Consider the following 14,609-nt stretch of genomic DNA (forward strand, 5'->3'; position numbering starts at 1 on the left):
CCGCCATGTTCCAGGAACTGCTGACCGCGGCGATCGCGGCGGGCGCATGCCTCGCGGTCGCCGCCGCCTCCGCCGCCCGCGTCGTCAGGCAGTACGAACGCGGTGTCGTACTCCGCTTCGGCCGCCTGCGGGAGGGCGTGCGACAGCCCGGATTCACCATGGTCATCCCGGTGGTGGACCGGCTCCACAAGGTCAACATGCAGATCGTGACGATGCCCGTGCCCGCGCAGGAAGGCATCACCAGGGACAACGTCACGGTCCGCGTCGACGCCGTCGTCTACTTCAAGGTCGTCGACCCGGCGAGCGCGATCATCGAGGTCGAGGACTACCGCTTCGCCGTCTCCCAGATGGCCCAGACCTCACTCCGCTCCATCATCGGCAAGTCCGACCTCGACGACCTCCTCTCCAACCGGGAGAAGCTCAACGAGGGCCTGGAGCTGATGATCGACAGCCCGGCGGTGGGCTGGGGCGTCCAGATCGACCGCGTCGAGATCAAGGACGTGTCCCTCCCCGAGACGATGAAGCGCTCGATGGCCCGCCAGGCCGAAGCCGACCGCGAGCGCCGCGCACGCGTCATCAACGCGGACGCGGAACTCCAGGCCTCCCGCAAACTCGCCGAAGCGGCCGCCGTCATGTCGGACCAGCCGGCGGCCCTGCAACTCCGCCTCCTCCAGACGGTTGTGGCGGTGGCGGCGGAGAAGAACTCCACCCTGGTCCTCCCGTTCCCGGTGGAGCTCCTCCGCTTCCTGGAACGCGCGACCCCGGACGCCCCACCGCAGCCCGCACCGGCGGAGGGGACGCACCCGGAGCCCGAGCCGCCACCCGCACCCCCGACCCCGACGGCGGAAGCCACCCCACCGCTCGAACCGCCCACACGCGCACCGCGCGCAGTGGAACCGGCCGGAACACCGGCACACCCCGACCGGGCTCTCGAAGCCCCGGCACAAGCACCGCAGCCCGAAGAGAACGGCGCCTCCCCCCGCCCCGAAACCACCGAGCAACCCCCACCGGGACCGCCCCCACAGGTGAACGGCTCACCCCCGCACCCCGCAGACTGACCGCATGACGAAGTCCCGGCGAGCGCAGCCCTCCTGACGGCGAGGCGGCAACGCACGCGGAACCGCACCCGCACGAAGCCGCGGGGCGCACTCCGTCCACGCCGGGCGCCACAGTGCCGCGCAGCGGCACGCCCCGTCCACGCCGACTGCCCCGGTGCCGCGCAGCGGCACGAATTCAGCCCCGCCGGCGATTGAGGCGCCGCGGGGCGCAGCCACGCGGAAACCACACCACCGCCCGCGCGCAGCACCAGGCCGCCGCCCCACCCGGCCCCGGTGCCGCGCAGCGGCACACCCAGCCCCGCCGGCGATTGAGGCGCCGCGGGGCGCAGCCACGCGGAACCCGTGGCCGCCCCGGCCGCCCCGCAGGGGACGGGGTCAGGGCGTCAGGCGGGTCAGGGCCTCCGCGAGGGGGAGTTCCTCGCGGGTGCCCGTGGCCCGGTGCTGGAGTTCGACCACGGACTCCCCGGCCCGGCGCCCCGCCACCAGGATCCACGGCACGCCGATCAGCTCCGCGTCGGTCAGCTTGACCCCCGGCGAGAGCCCGGCCCGGTCGTCCAGCAGGACCCGCCGCCCGGCGGCGGCCAGCGCCTCCGCGGCCTGTTCGGCGAGCGCGAGCTGCACGGCCTTGCCGGCCGCGACGACGTGCACGTCGGCGGGGGCGACTTCCTCCGGCCAGGACAGGCCCCGCTCGTCGGCGGTCTGCTCGGCGAGGGCGGCGACCGCGCGCGAGACGCCGATGCCGTAGCTGCCCATGGTGACCCGCACCGGCTTGCCCTCGCGCCCCAGCACGTCGAGCCCGAAGGCGTCGGCGTACTTGCGGCCGAGCTGGAAGATGTGGCCGACCTCGATCGCGCGGTCGAGCCGCAGTCCGGCCCCGCAGTGCGGGCAGGGGTCGCCGGGTTCCACGACGGCGACGTCGAGGTGGCGGTCGACCTGGAAGTCGCGGCCGCAGACCACGTTCCGGGCGTGCGTGTCGGGCTTGTTCGCGCCGGTCACCCAGGCCGTGCCGGGTGCGACCCGCGGGTCGGCGAGGTAGCGGACCTTGCCGAGGCCCTGCGGGCCGACGTACCCGCGCACCAGGTCGGGCCGGTCGGCGAAGTCCTCGGCGGTGACGAGTTCGACAACGGCGGGCGCGAGGTGCTCGGCCAGCTTGCCGAGGTCGACTTCCCGGTCGCCGGGCACGCCGACCGCGGTGATCTCGCCGTCCACCTTGACGAGGAGGTTCTTCAGCGTCGCGGACGCCGGCACGCCCAGGTGGGCGGCGAGCGTCTCGATGGTGGGGGTGTCGGGGGTGGGGATCTCCTCCAGCGGCGGGTGGTCCGCGGCCGCCCCCGCCCCCTCCCCTGTCAGGGGGAACGTCACCGCCTCGGTGTTCGCCGCGTACCCGCAGCCCGGGCAGTCGGCGAACGTGTCCTCGCCGGCGGCCGCGGGTGCGAGGAACTCCTCGGACGCGGAGCCGCCCATCGCCCCGGACACCGCCGAGACGATCCGGTGGTCGAGCCCCAGCCGGGTGAAGATCCGCTGGTAGGCGGCCCTGTGCAGGGCGTACGACTCGGCGAGTCCCGCGTCGTCGACGTCGAACGAGTACGAGTCCTTCATCTGGAACTCGCGCCCGCGCAGCACGCCGGAGCGGGGCCGGGCCTCGTCGCGGTACTTCGTCTGGATCTGGTAGAGGATGACCGGCAGGTCCTTGTAGGAGGTGCACTGGTCCTTCACCACGAGGGTGAAGATCTCCTCGTGGGTGGGCCCGAGGAGGTAGTCGGCGCCCTTGCGGTCCTTGAGCCGGAAGAGCAGGTCGCCGTACTCCGACCAGCGTCCGCTGGTCTCGTACGGCTCCCTCGGCAGCAGCGCGGGCAGCAGCACTTCCTGGCCGCCGATGGCGTCCATCTCCTCGCGGACGATGCGCGAGACGTTCTCCAGGACCCGCTTGCCGAGCGGCAGCCACGTCCACACGCCGGCGGAGCTGCGGCGGACGTATCCGGCGCGGACGAGGAGGCGGTGGCTGAGGGTTTCGGCGTCGGCCGGGTCCTCGCGGAGGGTCCGCGCCATCAGCCGGGACATGCGCTGCACGTGTTGCGTTGCCATGCGGCGAGGCTACCGGGCGGCGGCCGGGCGGCCGAAGGGATTTCAGGGCCGCAGCAGCGGCAGGGGGGCGCCCATGACGGCGTAGGGGAGGCTCGCGCTCGGGAAGTGGACCTGGCGTGCGAGGTCGGTGTAGCCGAGGGAGCGGTAGAGCCGGCGGGCGGGGCTCTCGGCGTCGATGGCGGAGAGGATCGAGCGGGGCTCGGCGGCGCTGTCGGTGATGCGGGTGATGAGGGCGCGGCCGACGCCGCGGCCCTGGAATCCGGGGTGGACGTGCAGCTCGGTGATGACGAAGGAGCCGTCGAGCCAGCCGTCGCGGCCCTCGGCGCGCAGGTAGGGCTCGACGATGGAGGACCACCAGTAGGAGCGGTCGTTCGGCATGCCGTAGACGAACGCGGCGAGCGCCCCGTCGTCGGTGTAGGCGCCGAGGGCGCGGGCGCCGGGGCAGGTCATGTGGCGCTGGACGATGTACCGGCGGATGCCGACCTCCTCCTCGCTGAGGCCGAAGGCCACCGCCTGCACGCGCAGGGCCTCGTCCACGCGGGCGGCGAGGTCGAGGGGGCCGATGGTCAGGCCGGCGGGCCGGGCGGGGCCGTCGCCCGCGGGGGTAGGCAGCATGCGGTGACCTTACTCGGCGGTCGCGGCGGGCCGGTACGACCGGGAGCTAGAACAGGACGCTCATGAACGCGCCGACCTCGCGGAAGCCGACGCGGCGGTAGGCGGCGCGGGCCGCGGTGTTGTAGTCGTTGACGTACAGGCTGACCACGGGGGCGACGTCGCGCAGCGCGTACGCGACGACGGCGGCCATGCCCGTCTCGGAGTGTCCTCGGCCGCGGAATTCGGGGGCGACCCAGACGCCCTGGATCTGGCAGGCGGCGGGGGTGGCGGCGCCGATCTCGGCCTTGAAGACGACCTTGCCGTCCTCGATGCGGGCGAAGGAGCGGCCGGATCCGACGAGCTCGGCGACGCGGGCCTGGTAGAGGAGGCCGCCGTCCCCGGCGAGCGGGGAGACGCCGACCTCTTCGGTGAACATGGCGACGCAGGCGGGCATGATCAGGTCCATCTCGTCCTTGCGGATGCGGCGGACGAGCGGGTCGGGGCGGACGTCGGCGGAGGGCTGCTCGGTGACCATGAGCGGCTGGTGGGCGCGGACCTCGCGGGCGGGTCCCCAGGCGGGTTCGAGGAGCCGCCACAGCAGTGACGTGGCTTCGGCGGGGCCGACGATGGAGGAGCAGCGGCGGCCGGTGCGGCGGGCGCGGTCGGCGAAGGCGCGGACGGCGTCCGGCCCGGCGCAGACGGGGACGAGGTTGGCTCCGGCGTAGCAGAGGGAGCGGAGCTGCCCGTCGGTGTAGTAGCCCCACATCTCGCCGCCGAGGCGCCAGGGGTCGAGGCCGGCGACCTGGACGCGGGAGGTGACGAAGGCGTTCTCGACCGGCTCGCGTCCGAGGACGGCGAGGGCGGCGTCGAGGTCGCCGGGCCCAAGGACCCGGGTGGTGGTCTGCGTCAACACTGGGGCCTCACATGCAGGGCTGCTGATCTCCGAACTGTACCCGCCGCGGGTCGGGGCCGCCTGGTCCGGCCGGGTGCCGGAATGCCGCCGGCCCCGTCCGCGAGCTGCGGGGACGGGGCCGGGGCCGGATGCCGGGGGGGTGTTGCCGGTGGTCAGGCGCCGATGGCGACGGTGGGCTCGCCGGAGGCGACGCCGTCCTTCTCCATCTGCTCGGCGATCTTCATGGCCTCTTCGATGAGGGTCTCGACGATCTTGGATTCGGGGACGGTCTTGATGACCTCGCCCTTGACGAAGATCTGGCCCTTGCCGTTGCCGGAGGCGACGCCGAGGTCGGCCTCGCGGGCCTCGCCGGGGCCGTTGACGACGCAGCCCATGACGGCGACGCGCAGCGGGACCTCCATGCCCGTCAGGCCGGCGGTGACCTCCTCGGCCAGCTTGTAGACGTCGACCTGGGCGCGGCCGCAGGAGGGGCAGGAGACGATCTCCAGGCGGCGCGGCTTGAGGTTCAGGGACTCCAGGATCTGGCGGCCGACCTTGACCTCCTCGACCGGCGGGGCGGAGAGGGAGACGCGGATGGTGTCGCCGATGCCCTCGGAGAGGAGGGCGCCGAAGGCGACGGCCGACTTGATGGTGCCCTGGAAGGCGGGGCCGGCCTCGGTGACGCCGAGGTGCAGCGGGTAGTCGCACTGGGCGGCCAGCTGGCGGTAGGCGTTGACCATGACGACCGGGTCGTTGTGTTTGACCGAGATCTTGATGTCGCGGAAGCCGTGCTCCTCGAAGAGGGAGGCCTCCCACAGCGCGGACTCGACGAGTGCCTCGGGGGTGGCCTTGCCGTACTTCTGGAGCAGGCGGCGGTCGAGGGAGCCGGCGTTGACGCCGATGCGGATCGGGGTGCCGGCGTCGCCGGCGGCCTTGGCGATCTCCTTGACCTTGTCGTCGAACTGCTTGATGTTGCCCGGGTTGACGCGGACGGCGGCGCAGCCGGCGTCGATCGCGGCGAAGACGTACTTGGGCTGGAAGTGGATGTCGGCGATCACGGGGATCTGCGACTTCTTCGCGATGACGGCGAGGGCGTCGGCGTCGTCCTGCGTCGGGCAGGCGACGCGGACGATCTCGCAGCCGGACGCGGTCAGCTCGGCGATCTGCTGGAGGGTGGCGCCGATGTCGGAGGTGCGGGTGGTGGTCATGGACTGCACCGAGATGGGCGCGTCACCGCCGACGGCCACCGTGCCGACCTGGATCTTGCGGCTGACCCTGCGGTCGGCGAGCTTCGTCGGCACGGACGGCATTCCGAGTGAGATGGCAGTCATCTGCTGTGCAACCCCAAGGTGTGGATCGAGGTCCCGAGATCGGCGGGCTCCGGTCTTCGAGATTACGCCAACGAGGCGGCGGCCCCCGCATCCGAGGGCCGCAGACACCCGAACGCGGGGAGCCGGGCACTGTTCGTACCCGGCTCCTCACGCTCGGCGTCCGTACGCGCGTGCGTCCGTACGCGGTGCGTGCGGGTCAGGTGATGCGGATGGGATTCACGACGTCGGCGACGAGCACCAGCAGCGTGAAACAGACGAAGACACCGGCGACGACGTACGCGGCGGGCATCAGCTTCGCCACGTCGAAGGGGCCGGGGTCGGGGCGGCGGAAGAGGCGGGCCACGTTCCGCCGGAGGGACTCCCACAGGGCTCCGGCGATGTGCCCGCCGTCGAGCGGGAGCAGCGGGAGCATGTTGAACAGGAAGAGCGAGAGGTTGAAGTAGCCGACGAGGCCGAGGAAGAAGACCAGCCGCTGCTCGGCGGGGATGTCGAGGGTGGCGATCTCGCCGCTGATGCGGGCGGCGCCGACGATGCCCATCGGGGAGTCGGCCTCGCGCTCGCCGCCGTCGAAGGCGGCGTTCCACAGGGCCGGGATCTTGCTGGGCAGGGCGAGCAGGCCGTCGACGCTGCGGGCGACCTCCTGGCCCATGTGCTCGACGGACTCGCCGAAGCCGAGGGCCGCGGTCTCGTTCTTCGGGCTGAAGCCGAGCCAGCCGGCGGTGACGTACTGGCCCTTGACGTAGCCGCCGTGGCCGTCGGTCTTCGCGACCTTGTTCTCGATGAGGGTGACGGGCAGCGTCAGGCGCTGTCCGGCCCGCTCGACGGTGACGGTGGCGGGGCCGATGGTGTCGCGGATGCGCTGCTGCAGGACCGCCCAGTCGGAGACGGCGCGGCCGTTGAATGCGACGATCCGGTCCTCGGGGAGCAGGCCGGCGGCCTTCGCGGGGGCGACCGGGTCGCCCTCCTTGCAGACGTCCCGCCTCTCGCTCTGCTGGATGACGCAGGGCGAGACGGAGGCGACCTCGGTGGTCGTGCGGTTGATCCCGAAGGTCATCCAGACGCCGAAGAAGACCGCGAGCGCGAGCACGAGGTTCATGAACGGCCCGGCGAACATGACGATCACGCGCTTCCACGGCTTGCGCGTGTAGAAGAGCCGCGTCTCGTCGCCGGGCTGGAGCTCCTCGTAGGCGGCGGAGCGGGCGTCCTCGATCATCGAGCGGACCGGCGAGGTCGAGCGGGAGCTGACCTTGCCGTCCTCCCCCGGCGGGAACATCCCGATCATGCGGATGTATCCGCCCATCGGGATGGCCTTGATGCCGTACTCCGTCTCGCCCTTGTGCCGGGACCAGATGGTCGGCCCGAAGCCGACCATGTACTGGGGCACGCGGATGCCGAAGAGCTTGGCCGTGGAGAGGTGGCCGAGCTCGTGCCAGGCGATGGAGACGAGCAGCCCGACCACGAAGATGAGTATGCCGAGCACCGTCATGAGTGCTGTCATGCGCGCGCCTCCACGGCGGCTCCGGCCGCCATCTCCCGTGCCCGGGCCCTGGCCCAGGTCTCCGCTTCGAGGACGTCCGCGACGGTGAGGGAAGTTCCCGCGTCCGGCGTCCCGTGCTCATCGACCACGGCAGAGACCGTATCCATGATTGCCGTGAACGGCAGCCGACCGGCCAGGAAGGCGTCCACGCACTCCTCGTTCGCCGCATTGAAGACGGCGGGTGCGGTGGAGCCCAGGGTGCCCACGTGCCGGGCGAGGTCCACGGCGGGGAACGCCTCGGTGTCGAGCGGGAAGAACTCCCAGGTCGACGCCTTGGTCCAGTCGAAGGCGGGGGCGGCGTCGGGGACGCGCTGCGGCCACCCGAGGCCGATCGCGATGGGGCCGCGCATGTCCGGCGGGGTGGCCTGGGCGAGGGTGGAGCCGTCGGAGAACTCCACCATCGAGTGGACGTAGGACTGCGGGTGGACGACGACCTCGATGCGGTCGAAGGGGATGTCGTAGAGCAGGTGCGCCTCGATGACCTCCAGCCCCTTGTTGACCAGGGTCGCCGAGTTGACGGTGATGACGGGACCCATCGCCCAGGTGGGGTGCGCGAGGGCGTCCTCGACGGTGACGGAGGCCAGCTCGGCGCGGGTGCGGCCGCGGAAGGGCCCCCCGGAGGCGGTGACGACGAGCTTGCGGACGTCGGCCCGGGTGCCGGCGGCGAGGGCCTGGAAGAGGGCCGCGTGCTCGGAGTCGACGGGGATGATCTGGCCGGGCTGCGCGAGCTCCTTGACCAGCGGCCCGCCGACGATCAGCGACTCCTTGTTGGCCAGGGCGAGGGTGCGGCCCGCCCGGAGCGCGGCCAGGGTCGGCGCGAGGCCGATCGAGCCGGTGATGCCGTTGAGGACGGTGTGGCACTCGGAGGCGGCGAGCTCGGCTGCCGCGTCCGGTCCGGCGAGGATCTCGGGCAGCGGCTCGGACGCACCGTACTGCTCGGCCAGCGCCTCCTTCAGGGCCGGTACGGCGTCCTCCCGGGCCACGGCCACGGCCTTGGCGCGCAGCCGCCGGGCCTGCTCGGCCAGCAGCCCGGGGCGCCCGCCGGCGGCCGACAGCGCGGTCACCCGGAACCGGTCCGGGTTGCGCAGGGCGAGGTCGATGGCCTGGGTCCCGATGGACCCGGTGGAGCCGAGGATGACGATGTCCCGTCGGCCGTCCGCGGCGTCGAAGAGGAGGTGCGGATCGGCAAGGGGGGCTGGACTGTCGCTCATCCCCCCATTGTCGCGGCAAGTCACGAGCGGTGGGACACGCCCTCCCGGTAGTCGCCGCTGACGACGGCGGCGAGCAGTTCGGGCAGTGTCCCCGCGAAGTCCGGCAGGGCGCGGGCGGTGTCCCACCAGGCGCCGGGGTCGGTGCCGAGCGCGGCGTCGAGGAGGCGTTCGGCCTCGGCGCGGGCGGCGAGGAAGGCGCCCGGGCGGTCGTGCCGGTCGGGGCCGTCCACCTCGCCGAGCCAGAGGTCCTCGTCCAGCGCCCAGGCGGCGGGGGCCTTGTGGCGGATGACGTCGGCGCCGGTGAGGAGGCCGCGGTCCAGGCAGGCGCGGACCCAGCGGACGTCCTCGCGGAGGTCGCCCATGGCGTTGGGGACGGCGAGGCTGGCCAGGGCCAGCTCGCGGTGGACCCCGCCGTCTGCCGGTTGCGGGCCGGGGGCGAGGTCGGCGACGGCCTCCGCGAGCCCGGATGTCGCCTCCGGCGGGAACGGGCCGGGGGCGGCGTCCGCGGCGGTGCCGGCGGCGGCCGCGGCCGCGAGCTCGGGCAGGGTGCCCGGGAAGACGGGCGCGTGGCGCTCCAGCTCGGCCCACAGGCGCGGGTCGTCGCCGAGGTGCGGGCGCAGGACGCGAATCAGGGCGGCGCGCATGCCGGCCTGCTCGGCGAGGTTCCAGCCGAGCCGGCCGGCGGTGTGGGCGCGGCCGAGGAGCAGCGTGCGGTGGGCGGGGGCGACGGCGGCGGCGAGCTCGTCGAAGGTGAGGAGGCCGGCGCGGACGGCGCGGACGGCGGGCCGGTGCCAGTCGGGCCCGTACGCGGTGGCAGTGCGGGTGTCGAGGAGGGCCAGGGCGGTGGCGGCGTCCAGGCCGCCGGCGAGCAGGAGGGCTTCGACGGAGCCGGGCGGCAGCGGTTCGCGGGCGTGCTCGCGCAGCAGCAGCGCGGACCCCGGCGGCCGGCCCAGCCGCAGGACGTCCAGCGGTATCCGGGGCCGGCGGCTGCCGTGCCGGCGCAGCAGGGCGACGGTGTCGGCGTCTTCGAGCGGAGGCTGCACCGGCCGTCCGAGTTCGGAGCCGAGGGTCGCGAGGAGCGCGGGGGCGGGGGCGGGGCGGGCGGCGTAGCGGGCGGGTCCCGGCAGGCCCGGCAGGGGGCGGCCCAGGACGTGCGGGTTGCGTGCGACGGTGCGGCGGTCCTCCTCGCCGCCGCCGCGCAGCAGCAGGGTGACGGCGGAGGCCGGGAGGCGCTCGTCGCGGCACAGGAAGCGGCGCGCGGGCGCGTCGAGGCGCGCCCACAGGGCCGGGGCGACCGCGTCCGGTGCGTGGCGCAGCAGGAGCGCCACGCACCAGGCGAGCCGCCGGCTCTCCCTGTCCGCGCGGCCGGCGTTCACATGCATCCGATTCCCCCTCGCCGGTGGTGTACGCCTGCTGCGGCGTCCGGCGATGATCGCAGGTCAGCGGAAGGGGCGGTGCACGTTCTCGCGGGTGGAGGGGCCGGGGGAGGCGTCGGCGATCCAGGGGCCGTCGCCGGAGGGGTCGTACGCGCCGTCCTCAAGCCAGGTGTAGGTGCCGGAGAGGACGCCGGCGACGACCTTGCGGTCGAGGTCGTCCGTGTTGCTCCACAGGCGGCCGAAGAGCTCCTCGACGCGGATCCGGGACTGCCGGCAGAAGGCGTCGGCGAGCTGGTAGGCCTCGCGGCCGTGGTCGCCGCCGGCGCGCAGGTGCTCGGCGCGGACGCAGGCCGCGCTCATGGCGAACAGCTCGGCGCCGATGTCGACGACGCGGCCGAGGAAGCCCTGCTTGGTCTCCATGCGGCCCTGCCAGCGCGACATGGCGTAGAAGGTGGAGCGGGCGAGTTTGCGGGCGCTGCGCTCGACGTAGCGCAGGTGGGTGGCGAGGTCCGGGTGGCCGGAGGGGTGGAACTCGCGGTAGGTGCCGGGGACCTGTCCGGCGCCGGCGGCGAGCCGGGGCAGCCAGCGGGCGTAGAAGCCGGCCGCGCGGGCGCCGGCCTTGGCCTTGTCGCCGATGTCCTTGTCGGGGTCGATGAGGTCTCCGGCGACGGAGAGGTGGGCGTCGACGGCCTCGCGGGCGATGAGGAGGTGCATGATCTCGGTGGAACCCTCGAAGATCCGGTTGATGCGCAGGTCCCGCAGCATCTGCTCGGCGGGGACGGCGCGCTCGCCGCGTGCGGCGAGGGAGTCGGCGGTCTCGAAGCCGCGGCCGCCGCGGATCTGGACCAGCTCGTCGGCCATGAGGCAGGCCATCTCGGAGCCGTAGAGCTTGGCGAGGGCGGCTTCGATGCGGATGTCGTTGCGGTCCTCGTCGGCCATCTGGGAGGCGAGGTCGACGACGGCCTCCAGCGCGAAGGTGGTCGCCGCGATGAAGGCGATCTTGGAGCCGACGGCCTCGTGGCGGCCGACGGGCCGGCCCCACTGCTCGCGTACGCCGGACCACTCGCGGGCGATCTTCAGGCACCACTTGCCGGCGCCGACGCACATGGCGGGCAGGGACAGCCGCCCGGTGTTGAGGGTGGTCAGCGCGATCTTCAGGCCGGAGCCCTCGGCGCCGATGCGGTTGGCGGCGGGTACGCGGACCCGGTGGAAGCGGGTGACGCCGTTCTCCAGGCCGCGCAGCCCCATGAACGCGTTGCGGTGCTCGACGGTGATGCCGGGCGAGTCGGCCTCGACGACGAAGGCGGTGATGCCGCCGCGGTGGTTCTCCGACTTCGGAACGCGGGCCATGACGACCAGGAGGTCGGCGACGACGCCGTTGGTGGTCCACAGCTTCACGCCGTCGAGGACGTACGCGTCGTCGCCGTCCGGGACGGCGGTGGTGGCCAGGCGCGCCGGGTCGGAGCCGACGTCGGGCTCGGTGAGGAGGAACGCGCTGATCGCGGTGGTGGCGCAGCGCGGCAGGAAGGCGTCCTTCTGCTCCTGGGTGCCGAACATCTTGAGCGGCTGGGGCACGCCGATGGACTGGTGCGCGGAGAGCAGCGCGCCGATCGCGGGGCTGGCGGTGCCGACGAGGGCGAGGGCCTTGTTGTAGTACACCTGGGTCAGGCCGAGGCCCCCGTACTTGGGGTCGATCTTCATGCCGAGGGCGCCGAGCTCCTTGAGGCCGCGCACGGTCTCGTCGGGGATCTTCGCCTCGCGCTCGATGCGGGCGCCGTCGATGCGGGTCTCGCAGAAGGTCCGCAGCCGGGCGAGGAAGGCCTCGCCGCGCCTGACGTCCTCGTCGGCGGGCTGCGGATGCGGATGGATCAGGTCGAGGCGGAACCTGCCGAGGAAGAGCTCCTTGGCGAAGCTCGGTTTGCGCCAGTCCTGTTCCCTGGCCGCCTCCGCGACCTGCCTGGCCTCGCGCTCGGTCACCTTGGGCTGTGCGGGCTGTGTTGCGGACATGCGGGGGCTCACCTCGCCGCCGAAGTGGGGACGCTACCGGTGGGTGCTACCTGTGAGTCGTACCCCCGCAAGCCCCCGCGGAAAAGCCGGGACGGTCCACCCGGGCGAATGCCCCCGCCGAACGGCCGCCTCCCACCGCCCGGACGGCGGCGGTGCACTGACATATGACGCGGGTCTTGCTGGGCGGCCGCTCGCCAACCACCCAGCCAGACCGGTGAATTCAGTTGTTGTTGTTATTGTTGTTGTTGGCGCCGCCGCCACCGTTGTTGTTGTTATTGTTGTTGTTGGCGCCCCCGCCACCGTTGTTGTTGTTATTGTTATTGTTGGCGCCGCCGCCATTGTTGTTGTTGTTGTTATTGTTGTTGGCGCCGCCGCCACCGTTGTTGTTGTTATTGTTGTTGTTGGCGCCGCCGCCACCGTTGTTGTTGTTGTTGTTATTGTTGTTATTGTTGGCGCCACCGCCGTTGTTGTTGTTGTTGTTATTGATAACGACGATAATCTTGCCGTTCTTGCCGCGGCTCTTGCCCTTGGTGTGCTTCCCACCCTTGTTGTGGCCGTTGCCCTCAGGCGTCATGGTGACGATCGAGGCGGTCTGCGGCGTCGAGGCAGCAAAGGCGCTGGTCGGAACTAGCACCCCTCCAGCAACCATGGCAGCCGAGGCGGTGAGCATGGCGAGACGTCGGGGCTGAGTGATGTTTCGCATGATAATTCTCCTCCGGAGATGTGGCGATGGGTTCCTGCGCGGCCTTTTCCCTTTGCAGGCCTTGGAAAGCGGGACACGGTCCCGTCGAAGTCGCCGTCAGGGGTACTGGTGAGGGCGATTTCTACGGTTACCTGATCTGCGTGTTCCCATGCCTCAATTAAGCCCCGGGCTGCCGAGTCGCGTCACGCCGCTGCATTTCGGGGCTTGACAGATGGCCGTCGGCCGGTGCCGGGTGGAGCACACCCTTGGGCCGGACAAAGCAAAATCCCCCGTTCTCGCAGGTGAGAACGGGGGATAGGGGGACGGCCGGAGCCCCCGCACAGTGGGCTCCGGCCGTCGGTTCCGGGGTGCGTCAGAGGGCCAGGTTCGTCAGGACCAGGACGCGCTCGTAGGTGTAGTCGTCCATCGCGTAGCGGACGCCCTCGCGGCCGACGCCGGACTGCTTGACGCCGCCGTACGGCATCTGGTCGGCGCGGTAGGACGGGGCGTCGCCGATGACCACGCCGCCGACCTCCAGCTCGCGGTGGGCGCGGAAGGCGGTCTGGACGTCGCGGGTGAAGACGCCCGTCTGGAGGCCGAACTTCGAGTCGTTGACCTTGGCGAAGGCCTCGTCGGTGTTCTCGACGCGGTGCAGGGTCAGGACCGGGCCGAAGACCTCCTCGCAGGCGAGGGTCACGCCGTCGGGCAGGTCGGCCAGGACGGTCGGCTCGTACGAGGCGCCCTCGCGCTTGCCGCCGGTGAGCAGCTTGGCGCCGGCGGCGACGGCCTCGTCGACCCAGGACTCGACGCGCTTGGCGGCGTCCTCGGAGACGAGCGGGCCGACGTCGGTGGCGTCGTCGGACGGGTCGCCGGTGACCTGCGCCTGGACCTGGGCGACGACCTTCTCGACGAGGCGGTCGTAGACGGAGGCGTCGGCGATGACGCGCTGCACGGAGATGCAGGACTGGCCGGCCTGGTAGTTCGAGAAGGTCGCGATACGGGTCGCGGCCCAGTCGAGGTCGGCGTCGGAGGACCAGTCGGCGAGGACGACGGCCGCGGCGTTGCCGCCGAGCTCCAGGGTGCAGTGCTTGTGCGGCACGGACTGCTGGATGGCGTAGCCGACCTTGTCGGAGCCGGTGAAGGAGATGACGGGCAGGCGGTCGTCCTGGACCAGGGCCGGCATCTTGTCGTTGGCGACGGGCAGCACGGACCAGGAGCCGGCCGGCAGGTCGGTCTCGGCGAGGAGCTCGCCGAGGATCAGGCCGGACAGCGGGGTGGCCGGGGCCGGCTTGAGGATGATCGGCGCGCCGACGGCGATGGCCGGGGCGACCTTGTGGGCGCACAGGTTCAGCGGGAAGTTGAACGGGGCGATGCCGAGGACCGGGCCCTTGACGAAGCGGCGGGTCAGGGCCAGTCGGCCGGTGCCGCCGGCGTCGGTGTCGAGGCGCTGGGCCTCGCCGCCGTTGAAGCGGCGGGCTTCCTCGGCGGCGAAGCGGAAGACGGATACCGCACGGCCGACCTCGCCGCGGGCCCACTTGACGGGCTTGCCGTTCTCGGCGGAGATCAGCTGGGCGATCTCCTCGGTCCGCTCGGCGAGGCGCTTCGAGACGTGGTCCAGGGCGGCGGCCCGGACGTGGGCGGGGGTCGCGGAGAACTCCGCCGTCACGGCGTACGCCGCGGCCACGGCCTCTTCGACCTGAGCGTCGGTGGGGACGCTGACGGTGCCGACGAGGCGGCCGTCCCACGGGTTGTGGACGTCGAAGCTGTCCTCGCCGGTGGCCTGGCGGCCGGCGAGCCAGAAGGCGTGGGTGGAAGTCATGCGAATCCCGGCCCTTC

The 14,609-nt window shown here is 72.4% G+C and carries 11 protein-coding genes; 1 reads left to right on the forward strand and 10 read right to left on the reverse strand.

All coding sequences use genetic code 11. The annotated features are described in order from the left end of the window. The first annotated feature begins 5 nt into the window (after positions 1-5). On the forward strand, positions 6-1,058 hold the full coding sequence (locus IE170_RS24625; protein ID WP_223856548.1) for a slipin family protein: 1,053 nt from the start codon (positions 6-8) through the stop codon (positions 1,056-1,058). A gap of 375 nt (positions 1,059-1,433) precedes the next feature. Here the strand turns inward: IE170_RS24625 and IE170_RS24630 are convergent, their stop codons facing one another. From IE170_RS24630 to IE170_RS24675, 10 genes are all read right to left on the reverse strand, one after another. Further along, entirely contained in the window at positions 1,434-3,143 is a 1,710-nt protein-coding gene (locus IE170_RS24630; RefSeq protein WP_189811632.1) for a proline--tRNA ligase, read from the reverse strand. Between the two features lie 42 nt (positions 3,144-3,185). Further along, positions 3,186-3,758: a GNAT family N-acetyltransferase gene (locus IE170_RS24635; protein WP_189811633.1), complete on the reverse strand. Its 573-nt coding sequence runs from the start codon at positions 3,756-3,758 to the stop codon at positions 3,186-3,188. Between the two features lie 46 nt (positions 3,759-3,804). Beyond that, a complete protein-coding gene (locus IE170_RS24640; RefSeq protein WP_189811634.1) occupies positions 3,805-4,650 on the reverse strand; it encodes a GNAT family N-acetyltransferase in 846 nt (281 codons plus the stop codon). Between the two features lie 152 nt (positions 4,651-4,802). Continuing rightward, a complete protein-coding gene (ispG, locus tag IE170_RS24645) occupies positions 4,803-5,960 on the reverse strand; it encodes a flavodoxin-dependent (E)-4-hydroxy-3-methylbut-2-enyl-diphosphate synthase (protein WP_114054427.1) in 1,158 nt (385 codons plus the stop codon). A 196-nt stretch (positions 5,961-6,156) separates the two neighbouring features. Continuing rightward, on the reverse strand, positions 6,157-7,458 hold the full coding sequence (locus tag IE170_RS24650) for a M50 family metallopeptidase (protein ID WP_189811635.1): 1,302 nt from the start codon (positions 7,456-7,458) through the stop codon (positions 6,157-6,159). Further along, positions 7,455-8,708 carry a 1-deoxy-D-xylulose-5-phosphate reductoisomerase gene (dxr, locus tag IE170_RS24655; protein WP_189811636.1) on the reverse strand — a complete coding sequence of 418 codons (1,254 nt, stop codon included), beginning with the start codon at positions 8,706-8,708 and terminating at the stop codon, positions 7,455-7,457. Before dxr ends, IE170_RS24650 begins: the two co-directional genes overlap by 4 nt. 20 nt (positions 8,709-8,728) lie before the next feature. Further along, positions 8,729-10,090 (reverse strand): hypothetical protein, encoded by a 1,362-nt coding sequence (locus tag IE170_RS33230; RefSeq protein WP_189811637.1) that lies wholly within the window; start codon positions 10,088-10,090, stop codon positions 8,729-8,731. A 57-nt stretch (positions 10,091-10,147) separates the two neighbouring features. Next, complete coding sequence (locus IE170_RS24665; protein ID WP_189811638.1) at positions 10,148-12,091, reverse strand: acyl-CoA dehydrogenase family protein; 1,944 nt, start codon at positions 12,089-12,091, stop codon at positions 10,148-10,150. A 220-nt stretch (positions 12,092-12,311) separates the two neighbouring features. Beyond that, the gene (locus IE170_RS24670; RefSeq protein ID WP_189811639.1) at positions 12,312-12,794 is read right to left on the reverse strand and encodes a hypothetical protein; all 483 of its coding nucleotides are present in this window, start codon (positions 12,792-12,794) and stop codon (positions 12,312-12,314) included. 352 nt (positions 12,795-13,146) lie between these two features. Next, a complete protein-coding gene (locus tag IE170_RS24675) occupies positions 13,147-14,592 on the reverse strand; it encodes an aldehyde dehydrogenase family protein (protein ID WP_114054416.1) in 1,446 nt (481 codons plus the stop codon). Between the last annotated feature and the right edge of the window lie 17 nt (positions 14,593-14,609).

This window comes from Streptomyces toxytricini, assembly GCF_014649915.1.
In the GTDB taxonomy this organism is placed as follows: Bacteria; Actinomycetota; Actinomycetes; order Streptomycetales; family Streptomycetaceae; genus Streptomyces; species Streptomyces toxytricini.